The sequence below is a fragment of the Vibrio sp. MMH1-50 genome (assembly GCF_022347645.1).
In the GTDB taxonomy this organism is placed as follows: Bacteria; Pseudomonadota; Gammaproteobacteria; order Enterobacterales; family Vibrionaceae; genus Vibrio; species Vibrio harveyi.
In genome coordinates, this window is record NZ_JAKRGG010000008.1 from 59,602 (window position 1) to 76,166 (window position 16,565).

Genomic DNA, 16,565 nt, shown 5'->3' on the forward strand with positions numbered 1-16,565 from the left:
AACAACGCTCTTTCTTATCAATCAAAACAGTACATCACTCAAATTAATCATTTCAAACGCAATCCTAATTTCTGCGTTCTAAGCAATGAAAATCATTGAGATAAGGAGTCATAGCGAGCCGATACCGTCAGCCCAGGAGCGCCTTCGAATAGCAATCACAGCCAAAACAGGTACAATCCGTGCTCGATTTTTATTTCGCGCGGACTCACTCTCATGCACTCGCCTGAACAATGCTTTACTCGATTTTCTGCAGACATTTCTGGCTATAACTTGCCAGCGCAGTTTACGTTTCCGTTCTACTACACCCCTCACCCATTGTGTGTATTGGCTGCAGAGCAATTACAGCAGCACCTCATGACACAAACTGACTTTGAGCACGATTTTGGTCTTGAGGATGAGCAAAGTGGACGCGGTAAGATGTTCGGTGTTTTGCTAGTGCGTAATCCACAAGGTGAGATTGGCTACTTCAGTGCGTTCTCTGGCAAGATTGCCGATCAAAACTTGCTCCCTGGTTTTGTTCCACCCGTATTCGACATGTTGACGGAAGAAGGTTTCTTTCGTGGCGAGACGGATGCTATTAACGCGGCGAATGCGGAATACAAAGCCTTTGCTGCTAATCCAGAACTGGCACAACTAAAAGCAGAAATTAAAGCCGACCGCGAAGCGTATCAACAAGAAGAGAATGCCCAGCGCCAAGTGATGATTACCGGTCGTGCAGAACGAAAACAGCAACGTACGCAAGGCGAGCAAACCTTAAATCCAGAAGATCTAAAAGCGCTACTGGATGATTTGGGTAAACAAAGCGTTGCTGAGAAGAATGTGCTCAAGTACCTCAAACAAGCTTGGAACGAAAGGCTGGCAATCAAAGAAGCACGCTTAGCCGAGCTAGAACAAACACTGGCAGGGCTCAAAGAGCAGCGCAAAGATTTGTCTAATGCTCTACAACACAAACTGCATAAGCAATACCGCTTCTTGGACAACCGCAACGCAGAGCGCGACTTGGTGGACATTTTTGCTCCTACTACCAATCCAGTACCACCAGCCGGTTCTGGTGAATGTGCCGCTCCGAAACTGCTTCAGTTCGCATACAAGCATGGCTACCAACCACTAGCATTAGCTGAGTTTTGGTGGGGCGTATCGCCGAAATCGGAAGTGCGCCAACACAAAAAGTTTTACCCATCTTGCAACAGCAAGTGTCAGCCGATTTTGGGGCACATGCTGCAAGGCTTGGATGTGGAGCCAAACCCATTGGCAGAAAATTGGGCAGAAGATAAAGAGTTAGAAATACTGTTCCAAGATGAAGCCATGGTGATCGTCAACAAGCCATCGGGTCTGCTTTCTGTTCCGGGTAAAACCATCAAGGATTCGGCGTACACACGTCTTCAAACAATGTTCCCAGATGCCGAAGGGCCATTTGTGATTCATCGCTTAGATATGGCGACTTCGGGGATTTTGGTGTTTGCTTTGACCAAACGCGCGAACAAGAGCTTGCAAAAGCAGTTCATTACACGCGGCGTACAAAAACGTTATATGGCACTGCTTGAAGGTGTATTAACTGAGCCTGAAGGTGAAATCTCGCTTCCGATGCGTGGCGATCCAGATGACCGTCCACGTCAACTTGTGTGCTTTGAACACGGTAAACCTGCCGAAACTTACTGGCAACTGATTGAAGTAAAAGACGGACGCAGCAAGGTGTACATGTACCCGAAAACGGGGCGTACCCACCAATTGCGTGTACACAGTGCCCACCACATGGGCTTGAACATGGCGATGGTTGGCGACGGCTTATATGGCGAGAAAGCCAACCGTCTGCATTTGCATGCGGAGATGTTGGAGTTGGATCATCCGTACAGCAAGGAGCGTATGTGTTTCCAAGCAGAGTGTGAGTTTTAAAGCGACTTATATGTGATGAATAGATAGCAAAAAGGCGCTGAATTACAGCGCTTTTTTATGTTGAGAGCGAGTAAGAGATTCCCGACTGCGCTCCTTCGTCGCTATCGGGAATGACGCGTTATAGAACAAGGTTTCCAATCACCATAACTAAACATTGTCATTCCAGAATCGAGGAACGAGATGTCCGGAATCTCTGGTTTTTATGAACGGAAGTTAACTTACTTTAAACTTCGTCCACACTTGAGAGCGCCAGCGTCTTGCCATAATGATACCGCGCACCCATTCATCTAGAGCAATTGCCATCCAAGCACCAATCACGCCATAACCCATGTGAATGCCGAAAATGTAAGAGAACACCACACCTAATCCCCACATGCTCAGAATACCCATCTGTACTGGGAACTTGATGTCGCCCGCCCCCTTGAGTGCCGAAATGAAGATCAGGTTAAACACGCGTCCTGCCTCTAGCACGATTGACCCCATGACCAATGCGCCCGCCAATGCCAAGATTTCTGGCTGATCGGTAAACACGCTCAGAATCTCTTCATGGAATAGGTAGATCAAACACGTCGCTGCTGTTGACGCCGCAAAGCCAATCAAAAAGTAGATCTGCACACGTTTCAAAATGCTGGTCACCCAACCTTTGCCTATGTAGTACCCTGTCTGGATTTGCGCTGCCTGACCAATCGCGAGCGCAAACGCGAAAGAGAAACGTGCGATGTTTTGCGCATAGGTAAATGCCGCTAGCGAAGAGGTACCCATTTGCACCACAAAGTACACGATGCAGATTTGCGCCATGTTGTAAGACAGTACTTCGCCCGCGTTCATGCCACCGATTTTTAAGATCTTTTTGTAGACCTCTTTCGGAACTTGTTTGAGCTTAGACATTGGCAATTCAATACTGCTGCGTTTCAAAATCACGCCTAATAGCAAAGTACCGATCACTTGGCTGACGACAGTCGCCACCGCAACGCCTTCAACGCCATACACAGGCAAACCAAAAGGCTGGTACAACGCAATGTAGTTACCAATGATATTGAATACACCAGAGATAAGGTTCACCACCATTGGTGAGCGTGAGTAACCATGGCTGCGCAGAATTGTGGTGAAGACGATACCAATCGTTACGTTGAACGTCATCGCACCGCTGATCAGCAAGTATTCTCTTGCGTATTGCTCAACCTGCGCCTCTAACCCGTAGTAAGGTAAGAAGAACACCGCACCGATCACAGCAAGCACACTCAAAAATGCACCAACAATAACGGACAAAGCTACGCTGGCAACGCCAACATCAACGGAGTCTTTCTCACGCCCTGCACCGTTGTATTGCGCGATCAAGATGCCCGTGCCACTACTCACAAAGGTGGATACGATGATCAGGAAGAACGTGAGCTGCGTGATAACCCCAACCGCAGAGACGGCTTTATCCGAGTAACCACTCAGCATGAATACATCACTGGTTCCTAAAGCCGTCCGTAGCAATATTTCGACAAGTATCGGCCAAGCCAATGCCACGATAGACATACGCTGGTTGATATTCTGGCTTTTAGGCATGAATTGAGACCTTTCCTACAACTAAAAACTGCCCCACAGAAAACTGTGAGGCAGTTCAAAAAATTAGATTTATTAGAATTTGGACATTTCGGCAATTGAACACTTAACCACCAAAATGCAGGCGCGAATTCTAGACGGAGTTTGGTCACAAATACAACAAAATTTCGTCGAGTTTCGGAAAATATTTTCTAATGCATTCGACAGATTGCCTTAGCTTGACTGACGAAACTTTGAAGCGGTAGATTGACGAACAATCAACTCAATAGGTGGCAAACGCACCTCGTGTCTCTCACCACTCAATAAATTAAGAATGGACTCTGCACTGAGCGCTCCGACTTCTTCAATTGGCTGACGCAACGTGGTTAATGCTGGCGTAAAATACTGTGAGGTCGGCAAATCATCAAAACCGATCACGGACACATCTTCTGGTACACGAAAACCATGGTCATGCAGAGCTTTTATTGCTCCATAAGCCGTTTGGTCATTGGCAGCAAACAACGCGGAGAAATGCACTTTAGATTCGATCAACTCAACGGTTTTGGCGTAACCGGACTCACTGCTGAAGTCGCCTTGCTTAACCAATTTTGGTAGCACTTTAATGCCAGCCTCTTGCAGTGCGTTCTTGTAGCCAACAAAGCGAGCAACGGCGTCTGGTTGATTCAAAAGCCCTTTAATATGCGCGATATTCACGTGACCTTGCTGCATCAAATGCAGTGTCGCCATATATCCACCCAATACATTATCTATATTTATGGATCGAACCTTATCGCCAATGACATTGTATCCAACCGCAACAACCGGAATTCGCTCTGCATATTCCAGTATCTGCGCTTCCGTCAAACTGCCCGTTACAATGATGACGCCATCGACATTACTCTTCGCCAAATACTCCAAAGCATGCGATTCCAATGAACGCTGCCAATGTCCCGTCGCAATCACCAACGAGTACCCCTGAGCATTCAGAACCTTTTCCATATCGTTAAGGATACGACTGGTGTGCGGACTTTCTGGATGTTGGATAAGAACGCCAATCGTCATGGAACGCGTATTGGTGCCTTGTCCCATTTGATAGTTCGGCTTATAGCCCAGTGACTTGATCGCTTTCTCTATGTTTTGGCTTTTATCGTCCGAGACAAAAGTTGTACGGTTGAGGAAGCGTGAAACGGTGCTCGGTGATACCCCAGCCAACTTAGCCACATCGTAAATAGATGCTGCTCTTTTTTTCTTTTTCATTGTAGGAATTTTCCCAGCAAGCTAATAACAAAAATATAAGTTGCGCCGGGGAACGCGACAACGTTTGGATATGGGAAATGAGAGCTAGATAATTTGCCAGTACGCAAGCGCGCACTGGCTTTCATATCGAGGGTTTAGAATGTCGCTAGCGAGTTTTCACTCAGTGCATCAAACAGATGAATCGCATCTAAATCCAAGTAGAGAGTTAAACTATCCACATCCACTTCCGCAGCTTGTGTTTCAACCATTAATGGCTGACCAGCAATTTCCGTTTTCAGTAGAATACTTGCACCTAGTAGCTCCTTGTCTTTAATTTTGACAGGGAATGGCAGCACGCGGTCATGATCCACTTGCTCAGCACGTAGATGAATGTCCGTAGGACGTACACCAAAGTGCAGTGCTAAGTTCTTCGATGCGTGTGCTTTGAAACGCTCTGGTAGAGGAATACGAACATCACCCAATTCCACTTCCCAGTTACCGTCTTCACCAATCAGCTTGGCATCCAACATGTTCATGGATGGGTTGCCAATGAATTGCGCCACAAACTTGTTGGCCGGGCGTTGGAACACTTCCGTTGGGGTGCCAACTTGAGCCACATAGCCATCTTTCAAGATCACGATACGGTCTGCCAGTGTCATCGCTTCAATTTGATCGTGGGTTACGTAAATCGTGGTGGTTTTTAGCTCACGATGAAGCTGTTTGATCTCTTCACGCATTACGCCACGCAGTTTGGCATCTAGGTTCGATAATGGCTCATCAAACAAGAACACCTTAGGAGTGCGCACCATGGCACGCCCCATCGCAACACGTTGACGTTGACCACCAGACAGCTCTTTTGGTTTGCGATCTAACAGTGCGTCCAACTCAAGCATTTTTGCCGCTTTACGCACTTCAACATCGATTTGGTCTTTTGGCATGCCTTTCAGTTTCAGTGCAAAAGCGATGTTCTCGTATACCGTCATATGTGGGTACAGCGCATAGCTTTGAAACACCATCGCAAGATCACGATCTTTCGCATCGATTTTATTCATCAGCTTATCGCCAACGTAAATCTCACCACCCGTTATGCTTTCCAGCCCAGCAAGCATACGTAGCGTGGTCGATTTACCGCAGCCCGATGGACCAAGGAAAACCACAAACTCTCCATCTTGCACCGTGAAGTCGAAGTGTTTCACTACCTCAACATCATCGTAGGATTTCTTGATGTTTTTGAATTCGACTTTTGCCATTACTGGTTCTCCTCTGCTCGATCTAGCAGCATGTTACGGTAAGCAATTGCGCTCGCTTTTAAGGTGCGTTTTTGTGTTTGGTAATCCACGTGGACAATGCCGAAGCGCTGCTTGTACCCGTAAGCCCACTCGAAGTTATCCATTAAGCTCCAAGCGAAGTAACCATTCACATTCACACCTGCTTTAATCGCAGCATCCAACGCTTCTAGATGCAGTTGGAAGTAACGCACACGTTGCTCATCATTCACTTCGCCAGCAATGCAATAGTCATCGCCAGCTGCGCCGTTTTCAGTGATGTAAAGTGGCGGCAAGTTTGGATAACGGTCATTCAGACGCAATAGTAAGTCCGTCAATGCCTGAGGGTGAATTTCCCAGCCAATGAACGTGTGCTCTTGTTCTGGTTGAGGAACAGTTTCAATATCACCATGTTCGTTGTAACGCACCACACAACGGGTATAGAAGTTAATCCCGATAAAGTCCAAATCGGTTTGGATGATGTCGAGGTCACCTTCCAGAATCATCGGTAGATTGTGCGATTGGCGATCTAAGACCAACTGAGGGTATTCACCCTTCAATACAGGGTCCATAAACCAATGGTAACCTTCCGCATCACTATACTCTGCCGCACCGATATCCGCCTCGCTGTATGGGTAAGCAGGCGTCGCATTGAACACACAACCGTGCATCGCATTTGGTGCATTCTTACGCATGTGTGGAATCGCAAGACCATGACCCAGCATTAGGTGGTGTGCTGATAAGAAACCTTCGCGTTCACCCTTAAGACCTGGAGCATGTTCACCCCAACGGTAACCTAGGTAGGCTGAACAGAATGGTTCGTTCAGTGTCGCGTAAGAATCAATCTTATCGCCAAAGTAAGCACTAACTACATCCGCATACTCTGCAAACTTGTAAGCCGTTTCTCGATTTAGCCAACCACCTTTGTCTTCTAGGTATTGCGGAAGATCCCAGTGGTAAAGCGTAACGAAAACCTTCAAACCGCGAGCGTGGCACTCATCGATGATTTGCTCGTAAAACTTCAAACCTTCTTCATTCACTTTGCCATCTTCAGGAATGATGCGCGGCCACGCCATCGATAGACGGTAAGCGCCCACGCCTAAGCCTTGAATCATCTCGATGTCTTGCTTCCACAAATGGAAGTGATCACATGCCACGTCACCGTTATCTGCGTTGTCGACTGCACCTGGCTTATTACAAAACGTGTCCCAAATCGAAGGCGTACGACCACCTAGCTGAGCACCGCCCTCAATCTGATAAGAAGAGGTTGCGACACCAAATAGGAACTCTGGGCTACGTAATTTTGAATCTTGTGGTAGTTGGAATTTATTCATTGTTATAAAACCTTTTGTTTCGCTTAGCCCTTGACGGCACCAGAGGTCAAGCCGCTGATCATCTGTTTAGAGGCAAATAAGTAAGTAATCACTAACGGTAAAATGGAGATGGTTGTTCCGAGCATCACCGCTCCCCACGGCGTATTCGGAATGCCCTGCACGCTTCGCAGTGCCTGCGTAATCACGTAGTTTTCTGGCGTTGTAAGTACCACGAGTGGCTGCATGAACATGTTCCAGAAGAAGACAAACTGCACGATAGCCAAAGTAGCAAGCGCAGGCTTCATCAGTGGCAATACCACGCTCCAGTAAGTTCTAAATTCACCTGCACCATCGAGCTTCGCCGCTTCTAACAGCTCTTTTGGAATCGAAGCCACCACGTGCTGACGCATCAAAAAGATGCCAAATGGTGTCGTTGTGAACGGTAGCCAAACCGCTAAGTGGTTATCGAGTAAGCCGAGAAACTTCACGATCATGAAGTAAGGGATCAAGCTCAATACTGGCGGAATCATCATTGAGCCAACCAACATACCAAATAGCACGTTTTTGCCCTTGAACTTGTACACCGCAAACGCATAGCCGCCCATGCTACAAAACAGCAGTGAAATTGTGGTGCCTAGGAATGCGATGTAGATAGAGTTAAACATCGCCTGCCAAAACGGCATGATTTCCAGTAGTTTTGCGTAGTTGACCGCTAAGCTGTCGCCAATCGCAAAGCTAATCCCAGTGCCAAAGATTTCGGTACGATCACGGGTTGATAGCAGCGCCGACCAAATGAACGGAAATACGGTCATGATGGCAGAAACAATCAGGATTGAGCCGAGCATCACCATCAGTATTTTGGTGAAGATCTCGATACTGCGATCGCTTGGACGCCAACGCTGCGCCGCAGGTAAAGTGTTAGTACTCATCTTATTGCTCCCCTAGACCTTTCTTACCGAAGAAGAAGAATTGAACCGCTGTACAGCCTGCAATCAAGGTAAAGAGCAGCCACGAAATCGCTGACGCTGTACCCATCTCTAGCCATTCCCAGCCCACTTTGTAGAGGTACATTGAGATAGTTAAACCAGACTGACCTGTACCACCCGTACCGCGCGTTAGAACGAAGGGTTCTTCGAACAACTGCAAGTTACCGATGATAGTCATGGTGACCGCAAAGAAGATGAATGGACGAATCATTGGTAGTGAAATGCTCCAGAATCGACGCCATGCGTTTGCACCGTCCATACGAGCCGCTTCTAGGATGTCTTTAGGAATCGTCATCAAACCAGTGGTGTAAAGCACGATGTTAAAACCGGTGTATTTCCAGAACACCATAATGGCGATAGAAGGCTTCACCATGGTTGCGTCATCTAACCAACGGATTGGCTGGAAGTCGTTCACCCAAGAGAATGCCCAACCAAATAGTGTGCTGTCTGCCAATGCCATTAAGCTTTGGTTGATGATCCCTGAGTTTGGCGAGTACATGTTGAAGAAGATAAGTGACGCAGCCACCGTTGACGTAATGAACGGCAGGAAATAAGCCGACGTCAACCAATGACGGAAACGGTCACCCAAAGACACCAGAATGTACGCCACAGGCAGAGCAACTAAGTGCTGCGCCACACCAGACGTAATGGCTAGCCAAAGGGTGTTCTTCAATGAGCGCCACAGCCACGGGTCAGTCAGAGCAATGTGGTAGTTCTCTAGCCCGACGTAATCCATCGCACCCAAACCTTCGACTGGGTTCCACTCATGGAAAGAAAGAAAAATTGAAAACAGTAACGGGAAGATCCCGAAAACAGAAAAAATAATCAAAAACGGCAATAGGAATCCATACGGTGTAAGCGCTTTCAAACTTAGACGAGAAAAAATGCTCTCACGTTGTGATGTTTCCATAACCTTGCTCGCTGCATGATTCATAGTAACGACCTCTACTCAGGAGGGCGGTTCGCCCTCCTTGCTTACCAAATGGCGAAATGCTTACAAATTACGGGTGCGGCGCTTAATCATGCGTTCCGCTTCTTTCAATGCCGTTTCAATGTCTTTGCCTTCATCCAGCACTTCCATCAGTGCGTTTTCTAGGATGATAGAGCGAGCAACGTGGTCGCCTTTTGCTGGTGCCACTGGCTTGATGTTTTGTGCCACCTCAGCAAACAATAAGCGCGCTTGCTGCCCACCAAGGAACTCGACTTTCTCTTCAAACATAGGGTCGTCGTAAGTTGTTGTGTTTGCAGGGAATGCTGCGATAGTTTCGAAGTGTTTAAGCTGAATATCGCGACGAGTTGTCATGTATTCGATCAGCTTCCACGCTTCGTCTTGATGCTTAGATTGGGTTGGAATCGATAGGAATGAGCCACCCCAACTGCCGTAAATACCATCAGGAAGGTTAGATACACCCCAGCTACCTGCAGTCTCAGGAGCAATCCAGTTGTTTAGGTGACCAAGTAGCCAAGCCCCCGAAAGCTGAGTAGCAAATGTGCCGTTACGGAAGCCTTCGTACCATTCGTTTGACCACGCAAGAATACGACCATCTAAACCTTTATCACGAATCTCTTTCGCCACTTCAAACGCGTGCACAAAACGCTCAGAGGTCACGACTGGGTTGCCATCTTTATCGAAGTATAGACCTTCACCTTCTGGCACTGTGGTAAAGATAATCGCTTGTGCCACATCCGCAGCAGACGCGATCAGTTGAACGTTTTGTTGCTTCAGCTTTTCACCCGCCGCAATATAAGAGTCCCAATCTTTGATCGCTTCATTGATATCAATGCCCGCTTTTTCAAAAATGTCAGTGCGGTAGTACATCACACCCGGTCCTAAATCGACTGGCATACCATACACATCGCCATCTGCACCTTTACCCTGTGCCCATGCATAAGGCGCAAAGTTTTCTGCGTATTTGTCTGCACCATAGTTTTCAGACAGATTCACTAAGCCGCCAGACGCCACAAATGGACCGATTTTTTCTACATCAACAACAATCACATCACCTGCGCCAGAACCCGTCGCCAAGTTGGTTGTCAGCTTGGTATGGTGGTCACCGTGGTTATTCATTAGGTAATCCACTTTAATGCCCGTTTCCTTCTCGAAATCAGGTAGCAGCACTTTCAAGCTACTATCAAAATCAGGGAAACCATCGAAGCGAATTTTGGTTTCATCAGCCGCATTTACCGTTGCAGCAACACCCAAAGCAGCGGTCATGGCAAGCGTCAAAGTTTTCAGTTTCATGTTGTTGTCCTTAATTATCGTTTTATAGGGTATGCAGTTCCTTGACTGAACTTCTTGGCACCAAGCTTGGCGACAATTTGAAGTTCACATCTCGTTTATTTTTATTGAGAATTTGAATCACGAGCTGGACAGCTTCAGCGCTCATTTGCTCAATAGGGAAGTTAACTGTGGTTAGGGCTGGCGTGAGGTAGCGTGCAAATAAAATGTCATCAAACCCCACCAAAGAGATTTGCTCCGGAACGTTTACACCATTGGCTTTCAGCACTTCGTAAGCACCGAACGCCATATGATCATTACACGCAAATACAGCAGTAAAATGACAATCGCGCTTCAACAGTTTACGCATTGCGCTTTCCCCTGATTCTTCGGTAAAACCGGCCTCGGACACCAACGCTTCGTCATACTCGATTCCCGCTTCTTCAAGAGCCTTGCGGTAACCTTGTAGACGCCCCCGTGCGTCAGATTTGTCCAGAGGACCGGTGATACACGCTATGTTGCGATGCCCCATTCGCAACAAGTATTCGGTCGCCAACTGACCACCAAATTCGTTATCGATCTCAATACAGCATTGCGCCATTTCTGGAATAAAGCGATTCACCAGTACCACCGGAATGCCTTTTTCTTTAAGATCGATTAAATAATCATCCGTCAGGTTTTGTGCATGCAAAATGATGGCATCCACGCGTCGTCCAAGCAGAAATTCCACTGACTCACGCTGACTTTGCTCAGAGTTTGAACCTGCAGTTACCACCACGTGGTAACCGAAACGGCGCAGACGCTCTTCCATGCTGTGCAAAATGCCAGAGTAAAATGGACCACCAAGCTCTGGCACGATGATGCCAATACTGCCAGTGCGACTAGACGCCAAAGCCTGAGCGATTGAGTTTGGACGATAGCCAAGTTCTTGAATCGCTTTCTCGACTTTCAGCTTCTTATCGTGACTTACACGGCTAGTGCCATTGATCACACGAGAAACCGTTGCCTGAGAAACCCCTGCGTATTCAGATACATCTTTAATCGTCGCCACAAGAAACCTCTTCCACCTGAGCATCAAGATTCAATTTTGCTTCGAGATGCATTTCTCGAAACCGCTTTCATGGCAGCTAGTATTTCTTATCCACTAGGGTGTTATCGTGAGAGAAATCACACCGAAATCCCTTTAGATTCGGGCAATATCGGAAAAAATGAAGCGGTAGGCAGTTTCCTTTCACGCCATGAAACTGTTTCATAAAACGGTCATTTCACGTTCAAATGAGATTCAATAAAGGCATTGATTTCACAACTCTTTAATAAAGATCTCTGCGCAGTTTTTTAAAGCATAGAAACAAAAAAAGAGCCGCAAATGCGGCTCAAAATAGGGTCAATAATGGACAGTATGGTTTTCACTGGCTGCAATGAACACCATGACTAAATAGAGAGAGTTAAGAAATAAATCAGTGGTAGAAACCTAATAAATCTGCCTTCAGTGCCTACCACTGTTACATGGACAGTAATTAATTAGACTCGGTTTACCACCAAGCTTCCCACATAGCACCTATGCTAAATGTGTCTTGCTTAGGGTCATTGTTGGTTGCTTTGTTGTCGACCTCACCTGCCGTCGCGTAGAAGCGGAGCATCGGACGGGCGCCAGCACCCCAATCAAACGAGATATTTTGCGATAGCGTCACTTTCCAGCCTGTGTTGTCATCATCGGCACGTGCGTAATCAACCATTTGGTAACCCGCTTCTAGCCAAGTCGAGTGAACATCATTCCAGAAGTACATCGGACGGACGATAGCACTGTAGTTAGTACGCTCATCTTCAAGCTTGTTTGAACCGTCAATTGAGTAATCGTGATATGCCAATAGGTATTCAACCGCAGCGTTTTCACCAAGGTTTGCATTACCTTCAAAGCTTGCGTAAATAGTTGTTAAGTCTTCTGTTTTCCAGAATACGCCGTTGTCAGCGTTATCAGAATAACGCAACACTAAACGGTTTGATCCGCTGTCGTGTGCACGAGAAATCACCGCACCCAGCTGGTAAGCATCAATGTGTTCTGAGCTCTCAATTGCTTCTGAATCAAAACCATAGTTCGCGTAAAGCTCTAAATCAGCAAAGCCCATATCAATGCCGTGCAGTTTAGATGTGAATGCATACGCACCGCTATCACCCGTTCCAGAGCCACCAGTACAAGAGATTGAAGGGTTTGATCCCGGAGTGATTTCCGGGTTACAGCTTTCAACCGAAGCAACCGCACCAAGGTCAAGTTTGACGGAACCAAGCTCAAGGTTGTTGATACCGCCACCTTGACCATCGTGCATCATCCAAAAGTAATCGTTGATGCCCTGTTGTGGACGCTGATGGAAATCACGACCAGCCCAAATGTAAGCGTTCGGCTGACTCTCTAGTACATTCGTAACGCCTGCATAAGCCTTTTTCAGGTTCACCTCGTCACCCCAGTGATCGAACATCACCACAACATCCCAGATTGCGCCACTGTCATTCTTAAATGCTTTTGCTAACTGGAATTCACCGCCATTGCCTTCGTTACCTAATCGACCAATAGCGGATGAGCCGTTAAAAGAGCCATCAACCATCACGTACTTTTGGTCGCCCCCTTGGTAGTGAGCACCGTAACGAGCATAACCAGAGAACACAACGCCATAAGGAATCTCAATGTCCGGCGTTAATACCGCTGGTTGTTGGTCATCGACATAAGTTGGGTCAATGCGTTTCTCCAGTTCTTGAATACGTTTTTCCAAAGCTTCTACATCAGAATCGGCAGCAAAAGTAGAAATAGAAGCAAGCGAAGTGGCCACTGCAAGAGTGAGAGGTAAAACCTTTAAGTTTTTCATGTGATTTCCCTAAGTTTTTGTAGGTGTAATTATTTCAATAGGGATCTTAAGGAATGAAACGTTTGAAAAGTCGCTACTGCTTCACATGGCACAAGCACTCGAAATGACATGAAACAACGCATGAAACTAGCGCCGTATTTTGTTAATGAAAATCATAATGTTATTAGATTCTAATTTGTCATTCATATTTTGAAATCGCTTTCATTTCACAGAAATGTTTAAGAATAATCACGTTAATTTGTTCAAAATAAGCGCAATTCATACTTGGTTTTTTGAAAGTTTTCATAATCCTGAAAACTTTCACAAGTCGTAAATTTCTTACAAATTCAACAACTCACACTCATGCCAAACATGATTCATATCACAATTAGACGTATTGCTATTCCATGTAGTACTAAATTACCACCTAGAATAGGCATTAAATAATTCTAAAGTAGGGATACACAATGTCGAAATTGGCCGGAGCACGCCTAGAGGAAATGGCGGATATCCGATCGACAAGAAAAAAGAAGATTGTATTTCTCTGTTCCAGCATTGCGACGGCATTTTTAGCCTATGGCTCTGTGCTGCATTACTTTGAAGGGAACTGGGGGCTTAGCTTTTTAATTGGTCTGTGTGCTGTGGCATGTTTAGCCATCAGTTATTTAATTAAAGTACGTGGGCATCATCAATACGCAGATTTACTGCTCACCGCGGTATTGATGTTCGATGGTTTACTACTGCTGCTCTATAACGACGCGCCATCCGGCAGGTTGCTTTGGCTCTACCCCATTGTGGCTGCCATTATTCTAATTAATGAATTTAAGGTCGGCTTACTATTCAGTGTCAGTTACACACTCATCATTTTTTTTGGTTTAACCTTTCTAGAAAGTGTTCCCACTGCAAGTGAAATGACTGAGCGTCGCTTTATGTTCACCTTAGTGGCGATCTGCTTTGTGTGCCATACGTTTTCTTATTACTACTCAAAAGTGGTTAATTACATCCAAACTCTCTATCGAGAAGGGATTGAAGAACTCGCTTATCTCGATCAATTGACTGGCTTAGCGAATCGCTGGAGTTTTGAAACTTGGGCTCGCGCCAAGCTAGAGGAGCTAGATCAAACCCATAGTAATACGGTTACCGCATTGGTCTTCCTTGATATTGATAACTTCAAACACATCAATGATAACTATGGTCATGATGTGGGTGACCGCGTACTAAAACACTTCGCGACACGCTTGAAAAACAACATTCGCAACAAAGACCGAAAGACAGACAAACACGATTATTCGATCGCTCGCTTTGCGGGTGATGAGTTTGTACTCATGCTCTACGATGTGCGCTGTAAAAAGGACTTAGACACCATCATGGATCGCATCGTCAATCTATTTAAAACTGGCTATCAATCGGAAGACACGATTAATGAGCTTACAATGAGCATTGGCGTTGCCATCTATCATCAGGATGCGAATGACCTATCTGAGCTGACTCGTTGTGCGGATAAAGCCATGTACGCGGCAAAGCACACGGGTAAAAACCAGTACGCCTATTATGAGCATTGCTCGCATGCAGAAGAGTTACGCCATCAAAGACATTCGCTTGTTGGCGCAATGGGAAGTGAAAATGTGACCTCGTTACAACGCGATGCCAGTTTATAACGACCAATTGCTTAGCATCATGGCAAGTGCAAATGGTCGTTATCACACATGTTAAGCAAACATGTACATCGCCCATAAACCGCCGAGCAAAAACGTAATCAACCAAATCACTTGGCGTGTTTTACTTGGTTTATCCTCTCTAGGACGAATAATGGGTTTCAGTGCCCGTTCCTTAATTTTTCCGACTAGACTGTTTTCAATCGCTCGTTTATAGAAAGCACGACGCTTTTGTGCCGCATTCGCAACTTTCGTGAAACGGTGCCTTTGCTCTGTCGTAAATTCCGTCGCCTCAAAGCGAGGAGGGAGATCAGAATGTTTAGGTTGTACTGCCATCACTTCCTCCTTGTTGATGGTTGCACCTGTATTAAGTATATACAAAGTTATCAGTTTGTTGTTAAAAAACGTTTGTATCTGAACAACATGCATGAAAAAAGCCACCCAAAAGGTGGCTTTTATCTCAATTCTATTTAGTACTTAGAGGTACTCACATAAGTACGCGGTCGCGTCTTTCACTTGCAGTTCGAATGATGAATTACCTTCAACTTCGAAGAACTCACCACTATTGTAGGTGACCCAATCCACTTCACCCGCTTTCTTTACGATCAACGCACCTTTAACAACACTCATACGCTCCGGCGCTTGTGTGCCGAACGTGTATTCACCTGGTAGCATTACGCCAACACTGACATCCTGCCCTTGTTGACTAAAACCTAGTGACTTTACGCCACCAGCAAAATAACTGTTTTCCTTAATACTCATTATTGGTTTCCTTATCAAAAATCAGCTCTTTTTTACCCTGTTTCGGTTTACGACTCAAGTCTCTAAATGGGTCTTAGTTGAAAGAGCAAATTCTCAATAACTGTGTTTCGGAATGTAAAAGTGGACATCAGATCATAGTTTCACCGTCTCAAAAGCTAGATTGTTTGTTTTTGTAGCTCAAGCTTCTCACCATAATAAAAAAGGAAGGTAAGTAGGAATCATGACCACCACTGGGCGCAGGAAAAGGAAACAGAAGCCAGAACCGCAACCCTCATTTTGGGCTCGTCATCAGTTCAAAATCATTAAAGGGGGCTTTGCTGTTTTCGGTTGCTCGTTGATTAGTGTGCTTGGTTACCAGTTGTACGCATCTTACTTAGATTACATCGACCCAAACAAAATCTACGGTGAATGGATAGAGATCGGTGCGCCACCTTATCAAACCGAACAGCTTTCTTTTACACCCGAAGGTGTCTTTCGCAACCATCGCCTTATCGCCACTCAATTCGAGTTTGATGGCAAAGTCATCACACTGAACACCGGGCTTGGCAAAACTGAGTACCAAATCTCAGGGTCTCATCTCTCTCCACAGATACGACGCATTGAGCCTCGAATCCCTGACCAACGCTTTATCCTAAAAGGCTTCGAACACACGGTTCAGGGCTCAGAAACTGGCGCAGCTTCCAAACGCAGAGCAGCGTTGAGCGAACACTTCAGTCGCAAATAACCTCCTTTTCAACGCTACCTCTATGTCGTAACTCTTTCTGTTTCATCAGAAAAGTTTAATTTCACTCGCAAAATAACCCCTACGGACTGAGTAAGCGATTAATTAAATACATGCAAAATATTTATAAAATCTTGGCTCAATATTGT

14 protein-coding genes are annotated in these 16,565 nt (G+C 45.9%); 3 read left to right on the plus strand and 11 right to left on the minus strand.

The annotated features are described in order from the left end of the window. Positions 1-213 precede the first annotated feature (213 nt). Positions 214-1,893, plus strand: a complete 1,680-nt coding sequence (locus MHO32_RS08450; protein ID WP_017189739.1) for an RluA family pseudouridine synthase — start codon at positions 214-216, stop codon at positions 1,891-1,893. Positions 1,894-2,106: 213 nt separating this feature from the next. On the opposite strand, the gene MHO32_RS08455 is transcribed toward MHO32_RS08450, so the two are convergent. The 9 genes from MHO32_RS08455 to MHO32_RS08495 all read right to left on the minus strand — a co-directional run bounded on the left by MHO32_RS08455 (position 2,107) and on the right by MHO32_RS08495 (position 13,299). Then, entirely contained in the window at positions 2,107-3,447 is a 1,341-nt protein-coding gene (locus tag MHO32_RS08455; RefSeq protein WP_005449001.1) for an MATE family efflux transporter, read from the minus strand. Between the two features lie 210 nt (positions 3,448-3,657). Beyond that, positions 3,658-4,680, minus strand: coding sequence for a LacI family DNA-binding transcriptional regulator (locus MHO32_RS08460; RefSeq protein ID WP_009696617.1), 1,023 nt, complete (start codon positions 4,678-4,680; stop codon positions 3,658-3,660). A 134-nt stretch (positions 4,681-4,814) separates the two neighbouring features. Beyond that, the gene (locus MHO32_RS08465) at positions 4,815-5,909 is read right to left on the minus strand and encodes an ABC transporter ATP-binding protein (RefSeq protein ID WP_005448999.1); all 1,095 of its coding nucleotides are present in this window, start codon (positions 5,907-5,909) and stop codon (positions 4,815-4,817) included. Beyond that, on the minus strand, positions 5,909-7,258 hold the full coding sequence (locus tag MHO32_RS08470) for a GH1 family beta-glucosidase (RefSeq protein ID WP_239211182.1): 1,350 nt from the start codon (positions 7,256-7,258) through the stop codon (positions 5,909-5,911). Before MHO32_RS08470 ends, MHO32_RS08465 begins: the two co-directional genes overlap by 1 nt. A 23-nt stretch (positions 7,259-7,281) precedes the next feature. Next, a complete protein-coding gene (locus tag MHO32_RS08475; RefSeq protein ID WP_005448996.1) occupies positions 7,282-8,166 on the minus strand; it encodes a carbohydrate ABC transporter permease in 885 nt (294 codons plus the stop codon). Between the two features lies 1 nt (position 8,167). After that, the gene (locus tag MHO32_RS08480; RefSeq protein WP_005448995.1) at positions 8,168-9,157 is read right to left on the minus strand and encodes a carbohydrate ABC transporter permease; all 990 of its coding nucleotides are present in this window, start codon (positions 9,155-9,157) and stop codon (positions 8,168-8,170) included. Positions 9,158-9,217: 60 nt separating this feature from the next. Next, positions 9,218-10,465, minus strand: coding sequence for an ABC transporter substrate-binding protein (locus tag MHO32_RS08485; protein WP_005448993.1), 1,248 nt, complete (start codon positions 10,463-10,465; stop codon positions 9,218-9,220). A 22-nt stretch (positions 10,466-10,487) separates the two neighbouring features. After that, positions 10,488-11,492: a LacI family DNA-binding transcriptional regulator gene (locus tag MHO32_RS08490; protein ID WP_005448990.1), complete on the minus strand. Its 1,005-nt coding sequence runs from the start codon at positions 11,490-11,492 to the stop codon at positions 10,488-10,490. A 481-nt stretch (positions 11,493-11,973) separates the two neighbouring features. Continuing rightward, on the minus strand, positions 11,974-13,299 hold the full coding sequence (locus MHO32_RS08495; protein ID WP_239211184.1) for a carbohydrate porin: 1,326 nt from the start codon (positions 13,297-13,299) through the stop codon (positions 11,974-11,976). A gap of 446 nt (positions 13,300-13,745) precedes the next feature. Between MHO32_RS08495 and MHO32_RS08500 the strand changes: the two genes are divergently transcribed. Beyond that, complete coding sequence (locus tag MHO32_RS08500; RefSeq protein WP_005448988.1) at positions 13,746-14,936, plus strand: GGDEF domain-containing protein; 1,191 nt, start codon at positions 13,746-13,748, stop codon at positions 14,934-14,936. 51 nt (positions 14,937-14,987) lie between these two features. On the opposite strand, the gene MHO32_RS08505 is transcribed toward MHO32_RS08500, so the two are convergent. Then, the gene (locus MHO32_RS08505) at positions 14,988-15,269 is read right to left on the minus strand and encodes a hypothetical protein (protein ID WP_239211186.1); all 282 of its coding nucleotides are present in this window, start codon (positions 15,267-15,269) and stop codon (positions 14,988-14,990) included. Between the two features lie 141 nt (positions 15,270-15,410). Continuing rightward, positions 15,411-15,695, minus strand: a complete 285-nt coding sequence (ppnP, locus tag MHO32_RS08510; RefSeq protein WP_005448986.1) for a pyrimidine/purine nucleoside phosphorylase — start codon at positions 15,693-15,695, stop codon at positions 15,411-15,413. A 220-nt stretch (positions 15,696-15,915) separates the two neighbouring features. On the opposite strand from ppnP, the gene MHO32_RS08515 reads away from it, so the two are divergent. Further along, positions 15,916-16,419 carry a DUF2850 domain-containing protein gene (locus MHO32_RS08515; RefSeq protein WP_239211191.1) on the plus strand — a complete coding sequence of 168 codons (504 nt, stop codon included), beginning with the start codon at positions 15,916-15,918 and terminating at the stop codon, positions 16,417-16,419. Positions 16,420-16,565: the final 146 nt, after the last annotated feature.